At 64.9% G+C, this 14,142-nt stretch carries 15 protein-coding genes, 1 tRNA gene and 1 pseudogene; 11 read left to right on the forward strand and 6 right to left on the reverse strand.

Features of this window, described 5'->3' with window-relative positions; genetic code table 11:
• The 6 genes from ACHFFA_RS03020 to ACHFFA_RS03045 form a co-directional block, all read left to right on the forward strand.
• The coding region (locus ACHFFA_RS03020) for a polyphenol oxidase family protein (protein ID WP_394269363.1) at window positions 1-475 on the forward strand (475 nt) is incomplete at its 5' end.
• 233 nt (window positions 476-708) lie between these two features.
• Complete coding sequence (petA, locus tag ACHFFA_RS03025) at window positions 709-1,287, forward strand: ubiquinol-cytochrome c reductase iron-sulfur subunit (RefSeq protein WP_394269364.1); 579 nt, start codon at window positions 709-711, stop codon at window positions 1,285-1,287.
• 23 nt (window positions 1,288-1,310) lie between these two features.
• Window positions 1,311-2,606 (forward strand): cytochrome bc complex cytochrome b subunit, encoded by a 1,296-nt coding sequence (locus tag ACHFFA_RS03030; protein ID WP_394269365.1) that lies wholly within the window; start codon window positions 1,311-1,313, stop codon window positions 2,604-2,606.
• Window positions 2,607-2,629: 23 nt separating this feature from the next.
• The gene (locus tag ACHFFA_RS03035) at window positions 2,630-3,496 is read left to right on the forward strand and encodes a cytochrome c1 (RefSeq protein WP_394269366.1); all 867 of its coding nucleotides are present in this window, start codon (window positions 2,630-2,632) and stop codon (window positions 3,494-3,496) included.
• 87 nt (window positions 3,497-3,583) lie between these two features.
• Window positions 3,584-4,114, forward strand: a complete 531-nt coding sequence (locus ACHFFA_RS03040; protein ID WP_394269377.1) for an adenine phosphoribosyltransferase — start codon at window positions 3,584-3,586, stop codon at window positions 4,112-4,114.
• Window positions 4,115-4,210: 96 nt separating this feature from the next.
• Window positions 4,211-4,284, forward strand: a tRNA-Gly gene (locus ACHFFA_RS03045).
• Between the two features lie 12 nt (window positions 4,285-4,296).
• Here ACHFFA_RS03045 and panC read toward each other — a convergent pair.
• Window positions 4,297-5,154, reverse strand: coding sequence for a pantoate--beta-alanine ligase (gene panC / locus ACHFFA_RS03050; RefSeq protein WP_394269367.1), 858 nt, complete (start codon window positions 5,152-5,154; stop codon window positions 4,297-4,299).
• A gap of 158 nt (window positions 5,155-5,312) precedes the next feature.
• On the opposite strand from panC, the gene ACHFFA_RS03055 reads away from it, so the two are divergent.
• From ACHFFA_RS03055 to pgmG, 3 genes are read left to right on the forward strand one after another with little or no spacing between them, the layout of a single operon-like run.
• Window positions 5,313-6,122, forward strand: a complete 810-nt coding sequence (locus tag ACHFFA_RS03055) for a division plane positioning ATPase MipZ (protein WP_394269368.1) — start codon at window positions 5,313-5,315, stop codon at window positions 6,120-6,122.
• Window positions 6,119-6,421 carry a J domain-containing protein gene (locus ACHFFA_RS03060; RefSeq protein WP_394269369.1) on the forward strand — a complete coding sequence of 101 codons (303 nt, stop codon included), beginning with the start codon at window positions 6,119-6,121 and terminating at the stop codon, window positions 6,419-6,421. Before ACHFFA_RS03055 ends, ACHFFA_RS03060 begins: the two co-directional genes overlap by 4 nt.
• Complete coding sequence (gene pgmG, locus ACHFFA_RS03065; RefSeq protein WP_394269370.1) at window positions 6,418-7,821, forward strand: phosphoglucomutase/phosphomannomutase PgmG; 1,404 nt, start codon at window positions 6,418-6,420, stop codon at window positions 7,819-7,821. The genes ACHFFA_RS03060 and pgmG overlap by 4 nt, the downstream gene beginning before the upstream one ends.
• Window positions 7,822-7,938: 117 nt before the next feature.
• Here pgmG and ACHFFA_RS03070 read toward each other — a convergent pair whose 3' ends face one another.
• Window positions 7,939-8,907, reverse strand: a complete 969-nt coding sequence (locus tag ACHFFA_RS03070) for a BON domain-containing protein (RefSeq protein WP_394269371.1) — start codon at window positions 8,905-8,907, stop codon at window positions 7,939-7,941.
• Between the two features lie 232 nt (window positions 8,908-9,139).
• On the opposite strand from ACHFFA_RS03070, the gene ACHFFA_RS03075 reads away from it, so the two are divergent.
• Window positions 9,140-11,608, forward strand: a complete 2,469-nt coding sequence (locus ACHFFA_RS03075; protein WP_394269372.1) for a ligase-associated DNA damage response DEXH box helicase — start codon at window positions 9,140-9,142, stop codon at window positions 11,606-11,608.
• A gap of 75 nt (window positions 11,609-11,683) precedes the next feature.
• Here the strand turns inward: ACHFFA_RS03075 and ACHFFA_RS03080 are convergent, their stop codons facing one another.
• The 4 genes from ACHFFA_RS03080 to ACHFFA_RS03095 form a co-directional block, all read right to left on the reverse strand.
• Window positions 11,684-12,115, reverse strand: a complete 432-nt coding sequence (locus ACHFFA_RS03080) for an ExbD/TolR family protein (protein ID WP_394269373.1) — start codon at window positions 12,113-12,115, stop codon at window positions 11,684-11,686.
• Between the two features lie 52 nt (window positions 12,116-12,167).
• The gene (locus ACHFFA_RS03085) at window positions 12,168-12,701 is read right to left on the reverse strand and encodes an ExbD/TolR family protein (RefSeq protein ID WP_394269374.1); all 534 of its coding nucleotides are present in this window, start codon (window positions 12,699-12,701) and stop codon (window positions 12,168-12,170) included.
• A gap of 77 nt (window positions 12,702-12,778) precedes the next feature.
• Window positions 12,779-13,630 (reverse strand): MotA/TolQ/ExbB proton channel family protein, encoded by an 852-nt coding sequence (locus tag ACHFFA_RS03090; protein ID WP_394269375.1) that lies wholly within the window; start codon window positions 13,628-13,630, stop codon window positions 12,779-12,781.
• 47 nt (window positions 13,631-13,677) lie between these two features.
• Window positions 13,678-13,926, reverse strand: coding sequence for an energy transducer TonB (locus tag ACHFFA_RS03095; protein ID WP_394269376.1), 249 nt, complete (start codon window positions 13,924-13,926; stop codon window positions 13,678-13,680).
• Between the two features lie 25 nt (window positions 13,927-13,951).
• Between ACHFFA_RS03095 and ACHFFA_RS03100 the strand changes: the two are divergent.
• Window positions 13,952-14,142 (forward strand): annotated as a pseudogene (locus ACHFFA_RS03100) (hypothetical protein); the annotation flags it as partial.

The following is a 14,142-nucleotide window of genomic DNA, read 5'->3' on the forward strand; positions in this document are numbered from 1 at the left end:
GCGGGCCGGGCTGGTGCTGCACATCGTCACCGCCGATTGCGCGCCGATCCTCCTTGCCGACATCCGCGCCGGCATCATCGGCGCAGTCCACGCCGGCTGGCGCGGAGCGCAGGGCGGCATCATCGGCAACGCGGTCGCCGCGATGGAAGACCTGGGCGCGAACCGCGCGGATATCCGCGCCGCCATCGGCCCGACGATTGCTCGCGAGAGCTACGAAGTCGACGCCGGCTTTCGCGCGCAATTCGGCGCGGCGGACGAGCCTTTCTTCTCAGCCGGGCGGGCGGGGCACTGGCAGTTCGACCTGCCGGCATTCTGCCGCGATCGGCTTGCCCGGGCCGGTGTCGGCATGATCGATGACCTGGCGCAGGACACCTATGCCCAGCCGCGCCGCTTCCATTCCTTCCGCCGCGCCACCCACCGCGGCGAGCCGACTGCCGGCCGCCAGACAAGCGCCATCGGTCTGCCGCTCGCCTAGGGCATGGCGGCGCGCCACAGGCCCCGCCCCGCGGGCACAAAATGGCGGTTGGCAAGGGGGGGCAATCAAGCTAGAGGCCGCCTTCAAACCGGTATTCCCGGCGGGTTTTCACGCAAGGTTCGTCCGGGGTTCCGGGCCGCTCTCGGTGTTCGCCGAAGGGCGGAGCGCAAGTCAATACGCGGCCCCGCGGCCTCGCGGGCGGCGCACATGAAGGCAGGCAAGGCATCGCACCGATGGCAGATACAACTGCAACCGTAACTCCCGAACAGACCGCCGCCGACGTGGCGCCCGACGGGGTCCGCCGCCGCGATTTTCTCGACATCGCCGCCCTCAGCGCCGCGGGCATCGGCGGGCTCGCAGTGGTCTATCCGCTGGTGAGCCAGATGGCCCCTTCGCGCGACGTGCTTGCCGCCAGCACCACCGAAGTCGATGTTTCGGCCATCGAGGCGGGGCAATCGATCAAGGCGGTGTTTCGCAAGCAGCCGCTGTTCGTCAAGCGCCTGACCCCGCAGGAGATCGCGGCGGCGCAGCGGGACGACAATGCCAGCCTGCGCGATCCCCAGACGCTGGCCGAGCGGACCAAGGAAGGCCACGGCGACATCCTGGTGACGATGGGCGTCTGCACCCATCTCGGCTGCGTCCCGCTGGGAGCGGCCGAAGGTGAGGTGAAGGGCGAATTCGGCGGTTATTTCTGCCCCTGCCACGGCTCGCACTACGACACCGCCGGACGCATCCGCAAAGGCCCGGCGCCGACGAACCTGGTCGTGCCAGAGTACGAATTCACCTCCGATACCGTGATCAGGGTCGGCTGAGCGACGAGACGAGAGACAAGACCATGAGCTTTCCCTGGGCCCGCCAGTACGAGCCGAAGACCGGCTTCACCAAGTTCCTTGACGAGAAGCTGCCCCTGCCGCGTCTCGTCTACAATGCGATCGGGGCCGGCTATCCGGTGCCGCGCAACCTGTCGTACTTCTGGAATTTCGGCGTTCTGGCCGGCTTCTTCCTCGTCCTGCAGATCATCACCGGCGTCGTGCTGGCGATGCACTATGCCGCGAACGCGCAGGTCGCCTTCGCGACGACCGAGCATATCATGCGCGACGTCAACTGGGGCTGGCTGATGCGTTATGCCCATGCCAACGGCGCCAGCTTCTTCTTCATCGTCGTCTACGTCCACATCTTCCGCGGCCTCTATTACAGTTCGTACAAGGCCCCGCGCGAGATGATCTGGCTGCTCGGCGTCGTCATCTTCCTGCTGATGATGGCGACCGCCTTCATGGGCTACGTGCTTCCTTGGGGCCAGATGAGCTTCTGGGGCGCCAAGGTCATCACCGGCCTGTTCGGCGCGATCCCGCTGGTCGGCGAGCCGATTCAGGTCTGGCTGCTGGGCGGTTTCGCGCCAGATAACGCTGCGCTCAACCGCTTCTTCTCGCTCCACTTCCTGCTGCCGTTCGTGATCCTCGGCGTCGTCATCCTGCACATCTGGGCGCTGCACATTCCGGGCTCGTCGAACCCCACCGGGGTCGAGGTGAAGAGCGAGAGCGATACCGTTCCCTTTCATCCCTATTACACGGCGAAGGACGGCTTCGGGCTGGGCATCGCGCTAATCCTCTATTTCGCGCTGGTCTTCTTCCTGCCCAACTTCCTCGGCCATCCGGACAATTACATCGAAGCGAACCCGCTCTCGACGCCGGCGCACATCGTTCCCGAATGGTATTTCTGGCCGTTCTACGCGATCCTGCGTGCCTTCACTGCGGACTTCTTCTTCATTCCGGCAAAGCTGATGGGCGTCCTCGCGATGTTCAGCGCGATCCTGTGCTGGTTCTTCCTGCCGTGGCTCGATCGCAGCCCGGTGCGCAGCGGCCATTATCGCCCGCTGTTCCGCAAGTTCTTCTGGTTCGGCCTGATCCCGGCGATGCTCGTGCTGTTCTGGTGTGGTGGTGCGCCGGCTGAAGAGCCTTACGTGATGCTCAGCCAGATCGCGACGGTGTACTACTTCCTGCATTTCCTCGTGATCCTGCCGATCGTGTCCCAGATCGAGCGGCCCGAGCCTCTGCCCTATTCCATCACCGATGCGGTGCTGCACTCCGACAAGAAGCCGGTGCTCGGCGAAAATACGTCGCCCGCGGTCTGAGCGCGAAAGAGAGATACGATCCGATGAAGCAATTGCTGAGCGTCCGACTGGTCGGGATTCTGGCGGGGCTGTTCTTCGCCGTCGCCGCGCTATGGGCCTTCGCCACGGGTGCGTTCACCGCCGCCACCGAAGGGCTGGGCGAGGAAACCGCAGAGCACGCGTTTCACAAATATCCCGAAGACTACGACTTCGCCTTCGACGGGCCGTTCGGACGGTGGGACGTGGCGCAGCTTCAGCGCGGTCTGACCGTCTACGAACAGGTCTGCGCAGCATGCCACAGCCTCAAGTTCGTCGCCTTCCGCGATCTTGCCGGGCTCGGCTATGACGAAGCGCAGATCAAGGCTTTTGCGGCCAGCAAGCAGGTTCCGGGCATCGACCCCCGGACCGGCGAGACCACGCTGCGGCCGGGTCTGCCGACCGACTATTTCCCTTCGCCCTACCCCAATGCGGTGGCGGCCGCTGCGGCGAACAACAACGCCATTCCGCCGGATCTCTCGCTGATCACCAAGGCGCGGCACGACGGCGTCAATTATGTCGCGTCGCTGCTGGCCGGCTATCAGGCGCCGCCTGCCGAACTGACGCAGGAGTTCCCGGAATTCACCGTGCCGCCGGGGCTGCATTACAATCCCTATTTCGCGACCCTCAACCTTGCCATGGCGCCGCCGCTTACCGCCAACGATCAGGTCACCTATGACGACGGCACGAGGGCGACGATCCCGCAGATGTCGCAGGATGTCGCCGCGTTCCTTGCCTGGACGGCCGAACCGACCCTGGTGAAACGCAAGCAGACCGGTTGGCCGGTGCTGATCTTCCTGCTGTTCGCGACGGTTCTTGCCTATATGTCGAAGAAGCAGATCTGGGCAGCCGTGAAGCCCAGATCGCGCGACTGACGGCAGCGATTATCGCATGATCCTGCGCCCCCTCGTCAGCGATGATGCGGGGGCGCTTGCCGTTGCGGGGGCGGCGCCATGGCACAGCTGACTGCCACGCAGCTGCAGGCGCTGGTCCGCACGATCCCCGACTTTCCGGTACCCGGAATCCAGTTTCGCGACATCACTCCGCTGATCGCCCATGGCGCGGGTTTCGCCTCCACCGTCGGATGGCTGGCCGATCGCGTTGGCCCGGCCACTGCGGTTGCCGGGCTGGAGGCTCGGGGTTTCATCTTCGGCGCCGCCGTCGCGGCCCGCCACGGCCTGCCGTTCATCACCATCCGCAAGGGCGGCAAGCTGCCCTGCGTCACGATCGGGATCGACTATCACCTCGAATACGGCCACGACCGCCTCGAACTCGATCCCGAAGCCATCCCTCAGGGCAGTCCTGTCGTAATCATCGACGATCTGCTGGCGACCGGCGGCACCGCTCTCGCCGCAGCCGAACTCCTGCGCCAGGGCGGCGCCACGGTACACGGCGCGCTCTTCGTGATCGAACTGCCCGACCTTGGCGGACGCAAGCGTCTCGGCGAGGCCGGCGTTGACGTCCACACGCTGATGGCGTTCGAAGGGGACTGAGCCAGCGTTTCAGCCGTCAGGGGGACGGGCGGCGCGGAAAAGGCGGTTGACGTCTTACCCCCCACAGTGGCATCTGCGCAGCCTCGGGCGACCCGGGCGGGTATAGCTTAGTGGTAAAGCTCCAGCCTTCCAAGCTGGCTATGCGGGTTCGATTCCCGCTACCCGCTCCAGCCCCTTTCCCATCATTGCCGCGCCCCAACGGCCATGTTGTCGATGAGGCGCGTCGTCCCGATGCGGGCGGCGACGAACAGACGCGTCGCAGGTCCGGGGCGCTCCACCTCTTGCAGGCTCTCGCCATCGCGCAGTTCCGCGTAGTCGACCGGATCGAAGCCCGCTGCCGCCAGCCTGCTGCGCATCCCGGCCAGCGCCTCCGCCGCGGGGGAGCCTGATTGCAACGCCGATATCGCCTCGCGCATGGCCCGGGGGAGCGCCGCGGCAGCGGTGCGCTGTACGGGAGAAAGGTAAGCGTTGCGGCTGCTCATGGCGAGACCATCCGCCTCGCGCACGATGGCAACACCATGGATCGCCTCGACCGGTGGGAAGGTCAGATCGAGATCGCGGGCCATGCGCCGGATCACGGCCAGTTGCTGCCAATCCTTTTCGCCGAAAAAGGCCATGTCCGGCCGGACCTGATTGAACAGCTTGCACACCACCGTCGCCACTCCGTCGAAATGGCCGGGCCGATCACCCCCGCATAACCCGCTGCTGACGCCGGCGACGCTGATGTTCGTCGCATAGCCCGGAGGATAGACCTCTCCTGGCTCGGGCGCCCACAGCACGGTCACACCTTCGCCTTGCAAGGCCTGTGCGTCGCGTTCGAGCTGGCGCGGATAGGCGTCGAGATCCTCATTGGGGCCGAATTGCCGCGGGTTGACGAAAATCGAAACCACCACACTTGCCGCCGCCGCCCGCGCCTCGCGTACCAGAGTCAGATGGCCCTCGTGCAGCGCGCCCATGGTTGGCACCAGTGCAAGGGTGCCGTGGTGTCGAAGGCGGACCGTTTCCTCACGCAGGTCCGCCAGCCGGGTAATGATGCGCAAGTCGTGCCCTTTCGTTCCGATTGTCCGCGCATGGGCGCTGTTTCGCGTCGGGCTAGGCGCGAAGACGGCGAATTGTCCAGCCGCCATGCGTTGCTCCTCGCGGACCCTTTGGCTAGGGCGATAACCCGTTCCCGCAGTCCTTCCTGGCAGATCCCCGCATGGCGCCCACCCCCCACCGTATCGTCTTCGCCAACGAGAAGGGCGGCACCGGCAAATCGACCACGGCGGTCCATGTGGCGGTTGCCCTCGCCTATGGCGGGGCCAAGGTGGTGGCGTTCGATCTGGATCACCGTCAGCGAACCATGTGCCGCTATCTGGAGAACCGCGCCGAAACCGCCGCGCGTCGCAAGATCACCTTGCCGACCGCCGCCGGCCATACGGTGGAGGGGATCGAGCCCGACGCCTTCGAAGCACTCATCGCGCGCCAGGCGCAAGGGGCGGACTTCATCGTCATCGATACGCCCGGCCGCGACGATCCCCTCGCACGCCACTCGGCCACCACCGCCGATACGCTGGTTACCCCGATGAACGACAGCTTCGTCGACTTCGATCTTATCGGACAGGTCGAGGGCGAAAGCTTCAAGGTGCGCAAGCTGTCATTCTATGCCGAACTTATCTGGGAGGCTCGCATCCGCCGCGGGCGGGCGCAGATCGAACAGCAGCGCCGAGAGATGGACTGGGTCGTGGTCCGTAACCGGACCGGCTATACCGAGGCCCGCAACATGGCGCGGATCGAGAAAGCGCTGAGCGAAATGTCCAAGCGGGTCGGATTCCGGGTGGCCAAGGGCCTGTCGGAACGCGTGATCTATCGCGAACTGTTCCCCTCCGGGCTGACCCTGCTCGACAAGGGGCATCTGGGTGACCTTGGGACCAGCCATCTCGTCGCCCGCCAGGAATTGCGCAGCCTGGTCGCCGGGCTCAAGCTGCCTCCACCGGCCGGGGCGGGGACCGCAGGTGAGGCGGCGTGATCAAGTATCTCGCACTGCTGGCCGTTCTGGCGATTGGTGTGCGCTGGGTCACCGGACGCTGGCCCTGGGCTTACATTACCCCCGCCACGCCGCGGCACGATGCCCTGAAAGAGGCGCGTCTCCTGCTGGGCGTTCCCGTAGTCGCTTCGGCGGCGGACATCCGCGAGGCGCACCGGCGCAAGGCTGCGCTCGCCCATCCAGACCGGGGCGGCCGGACCGAGGATTTGCAGGAACTCAACGCCGCGCGCGACCTTCTCCTTGCACACGCGCCCCCCACCAAGCCGGAGTCCCCTCGATGAGCCACGTATTCGATCCCACCGTCCTGCGCGAATACGATATTCGCGGGATCATCGGCGAAACCCTGGGCCCCGACGATGCGCGGGCGATCGGGCGGACCTTCGGTTCGATGTTGCGCGAGGCCGGGGGCAAGCGGGTGGCCGTCGGCTATGATGGGCGGGTCAGCTCGCCAATCCTGTGCCACGCCCTTATCGAGGGCCTGACGGGCGCCGGCTGCGACGTCGTCGATGTTGGCATGGGTCCGACCCCGATGCTCTATTACGCCGAGGCGTCAGATGACGAGGTGGACGGCGGCATCCAGATAACCGGCAGCCACAACCCCGCCAATTACAACGGCTTCAAGATGGTGTTTCAGGGACGCCCGTTTTTCGGCGCGGACATCCAGGAACTCGGGCGCCGTGCGGCGGCCGGCGAGTGGGGCGACGGTACCGGCAAGGTCGAGCAGCGCGACATCATGGAAGCATATATCGACCGGCTGCTGACCGCGCTCGACGGCGTCGATCCGGCCGCCGTGGCGGGGATGCGGATCGGCTGGGACGCCGGCAATGGCGCGGCCGGCCCTGCGCTTGAAAAGCTGGTCGCACGCCTGCCGGGCGAGCATCACACCTTGTACACCGAGGTCGATGGCAATTTTCCCAATCATCATCCTGATCCCACTGTCGAATCCAACCTTGCGGACCTCAAAAGCCTCGTCTCCGTAGAATCCCTTGATTTCGGCGTGGCCTTCGACGGCGACGGGGATCGCATCGGCGCGATCGACGGCGAGGGGCGGGTGATCTGGGGCGATCAGCTGCTGATGATCTATGCCGAGGATTTGCTGAAGACGCGCCCGGGCGCGACGGTGATCGCCGACGTGAAGGCAAGCCGCGCGCTGTTCGACCGGGTTCGCCAGTGTGGCGGCGAACCGCTGATGTGGAAAACCGGTCATTCGCTGATCAAGTCGAAGATGAAGGAAACCGGATCGCCCCTGGCAGGGGAGATGAGCGGCCATGTGTTCTTCGCCGACGATTACTACGGCTATGACGATGCCCTTTACGCAGGCGTTCGCCTGATCGCCGCCGCAGCGCGGCTGGGCCGTTCGGTCACCGAACTGCGCGGCGCGATGCCCAAGATGATCAACACGCCGGAAATGCGCTTTCAGGTCGACGAGAGCCGCAAGTTTGCCGCGATCGAGGAGGTCAAGGCACGGCTTTCGGGCACCGATGCCGATGTGAACGGCACCGATGGCGTCCGGGTCAACACAGCGGACGGCTGGTGGTTGCTGCGCGCTTCGAACACGCAGGATGTCCTCGTCGCTCGCGCCGAAAGCGACAGCGAGGAGGGTCTGGGGCGGTTGATGGGGCAGATCGACCGGCAGCTTGCCTTGTCTGGGCTGGAACGGGGCGAAAGCGTCGGGCATTGAGCTGACGCGATCACCCTACCCACGGGCTGATTTGCCGGCTGGCTGTTTATACTCGTGACGCGCACAAGAAAGCCCCGGGGGGATGACCCCGGGGCTTTCCTTGTGATGGTCGATCAATCAGGACGTTGTCGTGTCGCTGGTGCTCGATCCGGTCGAAGACCCACTCGAGTAGTTTGCCTGCGACGAGCTGGAATAGCTCGAACGGCTGTCATCTACCCGCAGGTTGTTCTGCACGTGCTTCACGCCCGAAATATTGTGGACCACGTCTTCGGCCCGGCGCTTGGCCTCGCGACTGTCGACGGTCCCGTCGAGCGTAATCTCATTGTTGTCGGCGGTGACGGTGATGTTGCTGGCATTCACATACCGGTCGCGCGTCAGACGCTCGCAGGCATCCTCAAGCAGACGTTCGTTCGAGCGGGTATAGTTCGACGGGCCCTTCCCGCTATGGCCGCGGCTACCCTGCCGGTCGTCATCGTCGTCGCCGCTGAAAAAGTTGGCGATCTGTTCGCCGGCGCGGGCAAGAAAGCCGCGATCCGAATCATTGCCGTATCCATCGCGGTCCTCATCGCCATATCCCTGGCGGTTGAACGACCCCGAGCTGTAGGGATTGTAGCCCGAGCCATACGACCCGCCGGTCGAGCCGCCATACCCGCCGCGCGAATAGTCCTGCCCGCCGTAATCGTCACCCCGGAACGAGCGGTGATCCGTGTCGCGTCCGTAATTGGCATAGCGCCCATAGCCTCGCGACTGTCCCGAGTAACGGCTGGAGCCGCCATACGAGCCGTAATCGTCATCATCGGAGTAATTGCTGCCGTAGCTGCCCGACTGGCCGTAGGAGCGATCATCCCGCGACTGCGATTGATACGAACCGCCGCTGCCGTAACGATCCTGGCCGCGATAGCTTGACCCTTCCTGCGAGCGATAGCCGTAATCGTCGTCGTTGCCGCCTTGACGGCTGAACTGTTCGGACTGCCGGCCCGAGCTGCGATACTGCTCGCGATCGCTGCCCCAGCGGTCGTTCCCGTAACGGTTGTCGTCGCCATATTGCGAACTGCGGTTTCGGTGACCCATATCGTCTTCCTTCATCTGCCGGTTGGCTGTGCCGCGCCCCGCTCCGGCAATCATCGGCGGGACGACGGCAACCGCGCCTGTCGGTGGCGCATAGTCATGAAATCAACCGATAATCATGGTTAAGGGTTGCACCTGTCGGCCCTCGAATGATGCATCTCGCCGCAAATCGCGGCCTTGAGCAGCGACGAGGCATCGGTGGAAAGGCGCTTTTCAAAACCAATTGTGCCGCCCATCTTCGCCAGCACCGATGAGCCAGACGCCGATCCCGGAAGAAATCAGTGCGTGGTTCGCGGCTCGCGGATGGCGGGTGCGGCGGCATCAGGCGGAAATGCTGGAGGCGGCAGACGCCGGGCTTCATGCGATGCTGGTGGCCGATACCGGAGCGGGAAAGACGCTGGCCGGCTTCCTGCCCACCATCGCTGCTTTCTGCCCCTCGCGCCTCGCCCAGTCGGCCGCGCCCGAGGGGCTGCACACGCTTTACGTGTCACCCCTCAAGGCGCTGGCGCATGACGTGCAGAGAAATCTCGTCACCCCGATCGAGGAGATGGGGCTGCCGATCACGGTGGAAACGCGCAGCGGCGACACACCTGCCGATCGCAAGAAACGGCAACGCACACGTCCGCCCAATGTCCTGCTCACCACCCCGGAAAGTCTTTCGCTGCTGCTGTCCTTTCCAGACAGTGCCGAACTGTTCGCCGGACTGAAGCGCATCGTGATCGACGAGGTCCACGCCTTTGCCACCGGCAAGCGCGGCGATCTGCTGGCGCTGGCGATGACCCGATTGCAGGCGCTTGCCCCTGATGTGCAGCGTGCGGCCCTGTCCGCCACCGTGGCCAATCCGCAGGGGTTTCGCGAATGGCTTGCCCCCTGGGGCGAAATCGATGCTGTCACCCTTGTCGAAGGCGAGGCAGGGGCACCGCCCGAAGTCGAGATCGTCCTCCCCGTCGACGAGCGGGTGCCCTGGGGCGGCCATGCGGCGACCTGGGCGATCCCGCAGATTTACGAGCAGATCAGGCAGAACCGCACGACCCTGGTCTTCACCAACACCCGCTTCCTTGCCGAATACATCTTCCAGAACCTGTGGACGGTGAACGAGGACAATCTGCCCATCGGCATCCACCACGGATCGCTCAGCCGCGAGGCGCGGCGCAAGGTCGAAGGGGCGATGGCCCGCGGCGAATTGCGAGCGCTCGTGGCGACCGCGAGTCTCGATCTCGGTGTCGACTGGGGCGATATCGACCTGGTGGTGCAGATGGGCGCGCCCAAGGGATCGAGCCGCCTGCTCCAGCGCATCGGACGCGCCAACCACCGGCTCGATCAGCCCAGCCGCGCGCTGCTGGTGCCGGGCAATCGCTTCGAATTTCTCGAGGCGACTGCGGCCAAGGAAGCGGTCGACGAGGGGCAGCGCGATGGCGAAGAGTTTCGTCCCGGCGCCCTCGACGTGCTGGCCCAGCATGTCATGGCCTGCGCCTGCGCCGCGCCGTTCCACGAGGCTGCGTTGCTAGGGGAGATCCGCTCGTCGCTGGCCTATGCCTGGGTGGACGAAGCGATCTGGGACCGCGTGCTGACCTTCGTTGCCACTGGGGGCTATGCCTTGCGCGCCTACGACAAGTTCAAGCGCATCGTGCGTGACAAGGACGGCGTATGGCGGCTGGCCCACCCCGAACAGGCGCAGCGCCACCGGATGAATGCCGGCATCATCGTCGATACGGAGATGCTCGAGGTGCGGATCACCGCGGGCCGCGGGCGGGGCGGGCGCAGTCTCGGCAAGATCGAGGAACGCTTCGCCGCCACGCTGACGCCGGGGGATACCTTCGCCTTTGCTGGCATCAGCCTCGAAGTCGTGAAGGTGCAGGATATGGAAGTCCTCGTTCGCGCGGCCACCAAGAGCGCGACCATCCCGAGTTACGGCGGGCAGCGGATGCCGCTGACCACCCATCTCGCCGACCGCGTACGCGAAATGCTGGTCGACCGGGCCGGGTGGGCGCGGTTTCCGGACGACGTGCGCGAATGGCTGGAGGTGCAGGACTGGCGCAGCCGGATGCCGGGCCCCAACCAGTTGCTGGTGGAAAGCTTCCCCCACGCCAAGCGGCACTACACGGTCTATTACACGTTCATTGGCTGGAACGCGAACCAGTCGCTCGGCATGTTGATCACCAAGCGGATGGAAGACCGGGGGCTGATGCCGGGCGGGTTCGTCGCCAATGACTATTCGCTGGCCATCTGGGGACTGAAGCCGGTGGGCGATCCGGCGGCGATGCTGTCGCCCGACATTCTGCGGGACGAATTTGTCGCCTGGGTCCAGAATTCGCACCTTTTGCGCCGGGCCTTTCGCGAAGTCGCGGTAATCGGCGGGCTGGTCGAACGCCAGCATCCCGGCAAGCGCAAGACCGGCAAGCAGGTCACGTTCTCGACTGATCTGATCTATGACGTGCTGCGCAAGTACGAACCTGATCATGTGCTGCTGGAGGCGGCGTGGGCCGACGCCCGCACGCTGATGACCGACGTGGGGCGGCTGGGCGACCTTCTCGACCGTGCGGCCGAGCAGCTTGTCCATGTCGAGCTGGATCGCGTCAGCCCGCTGGCGGTGCCGGTGATGGTGATGATCGGGCGCGAGGCGACGCCGCAGGGCCAGGTCGATGATGCCTTGCTGCTCGAGGCGGAAAGCCTCGCGAGCGAGGCGATGCGCGTCGAAGGCCTGGTGCTTGACCCGTAGGGCAACCGTCGCCTGACAAGAAAAGGGGCAGCCGTGGCCGCCCCTCTCCCGATTCTTGTATGTCTCGCAGCCGGCTTACTTGCCGAATGTGCGATACTGTTCGTTGCCGACGAAGCCGAACTTGGTCACGCCCGAACCCTTGATGATTTCGAGCACCCGCGCCGAACGTTCGTAGCTGGCCAGCGCATCGGGCTGGAACTGCAGTTCCGGCTCCGGATTGATCTGGGTCGATTGCTGGAGCAGGTTGACCAGATCGCCATCCTCGATCGGATCGCCGTTCCAGAGCAATTGATCATCGGGCGTGATAATCAGCTTGTTCTTGTCCGGTTCGACATCAGTCGGAGGCGGGTTCGGGTTCGGCTGCGGCAGATCGATGTCGATCGAGTGGGTCGCGACCGGGATGGTGATGATGAACATGATGAGGAGAACGAGCATGACGTCGATGAGCGGCGTCGTGTTCATTTCCATCATCGGGCTGCCATCGTCTTTGCCGCCTGACATTGCCATGAGGATCTACTCCTTGATAACGCGGAGGCCCGGGGGCGGGCCCGCAGTCCGGTCAGCCGTTGGGATCGACCGGGTTGGAAATGAAGCCGACCGTGGGATATCCGGCCGCCTGAACATTGTAGATGGCGCCGGCCACGCATTGCCACGGGGCCTGCACGTCACCGCGAATGTGCACCTGCGGGATCTTTTCCGGATCTTCGAGGATCTGCTCCGCGCCGCCGGCCCGCTTCACGATGCTGTCGAGCCGTTCGAACGCGTCATCGTAAAGCTCTTCCGAGGTGACCGGGGTAATATTGTTGAAATAGACGCGGCATTCGCCGTTCCGCGATGCGCCGGTGAAGCCCGGATCGCCGGCACTGCGCCCGGCCTCGTCGGTGGTGCTGACGGTGAGCAACAGATTTTCGACCTTATCCTTGGATTCGGTGGATTCGATGATCGGAATCCGCAGCTGGTCGATAGTCTGGATGGCGACCGGAACCGCAATGAGGAAGATGATCAGCAACACCAGCATCACGTCCACGAGGGGCGTGGTGTTGATGTCGGACATGGGCGTCTCGCCGCCACTTCCTCCCGTCGAAATTGCCATGGTTTAAGTCCTGTCTTTCAATACTGGGCAGTAGGCGGGGAACCGGGGGCGGCCGCGGATTGCCGCCCCCGCAAGGCTCAGCGCTTGGTCGTCGTCGTCGAGGTCGTGGTGCCGGTGACAGGGCTGGTCGACGTGGTCGTCGTCTTGGCACCCGTCGTCGCGGCGGCAGTCGCCGGAGCGGTGCGCGCGGCGGCGCCGGCCTGCTGGGTCGACGTGGCGGTCATCACCGCCGGCTTGATCGCGCCCTTCGAGTTGATGTTGGCCAGCAGATCGGTCGAGAAGCCCGACAGCATTTCAGCGATGCGCTTGTTGCGCTGCTGCAGCCAGTTGTAGGCGAGCACGGCCGGCACGGCGACGAGCAGGCCGATGGCGGTCATGATGAGCGCCTCACCGACGGGGCCGGCGACCTTGTCGATCGAGGCCGAACCGGCAAGACCGATGTTGATCAGCGCGCGGTAGATGCCGATGACGGTACCGAGCAGGCCGACGAACGGCGCGGTCGCACCGACGGTGGCGAGGAACGGCAGGCCGCCGGCGAGCTTCGAGTTGATCGAGGCTTCCGAGCGGGCAAGGGTTCCGTGCAGCCAGTCATGCGCCTCGAGGCTGTCGTTCATGCGCGAGTGCTGCTGCTCGGCATTGACGGCATCGTCCACCAGCTGGCGCCAGGCGCTGTTCTTGTCGAGCTTGCTCGAGCCTTCCTGCAGGCTGTTGGCGCGCCAGAACGAGCTGCGCACGTTCTTGTACTGGTTCATGATCTTCTGCTGCTCGAGCAGCTTGGTGAAGAGGATGTAGAACGAGCCCACCGACATGATCACCAGAATGCCGAAGATCGACCAGGCGATGATGCCGCCCTGTTCCATGGCTTCCATGAAACCGAATTGGTTCTGCGGGGCCGCACCGCCCGCCGCTGCAAGAAGTTCAAGAGTCATAGCGAGATTTTCCCTTTGATATTTCGATATCGCGCAAGGCGAGAACGTTAGTCGAGTTGATAGGCGATCGAAGTGGTCCAGGTCGCACTGATCGGATTGCCGTCACGGTCGAGCGCCGGATCGAAGCGGCCCACCCGGCGGATCGATTGGCATGCGCCGTCATCGAGAACCGAAGACCCGCTCGATTTGGAGATCGAGCATTCCGATACGCGTCCGTCCGCCCCGATGGTGAGCCGCAGGCCAACCGTGCCTTCGATCTGCTGACGCTCGGCGGCGCGGGGATAGTCGCGCTGCATGGCGGCGCCCAGATTACCCTTGGGCTTGACGCCGCGAGCCTTCGAGGGCGCGGGCGGTGCCGGCGGCGGCTCCTCCGCCGGAGGCGACGGCGGTTCAGGCGAAGGATACGAGTACGGGGCGACCCCGGAGGAGATCCAGGCGGTCTTCGAGGACATCGACCCGATCACCATCAGGTACCAGCCGTCGGCGCAGTCCTCGCAGGGCATCGATGAGGC

Source organism: Qipengyuania sp., from assembly GCF_043423005.1.
Lineage (GTDB): Bacteria > Pseudomonadota > Alphaproteobacteria > Sphingomonadales > Sphingomonadaceae > Qipengyuania.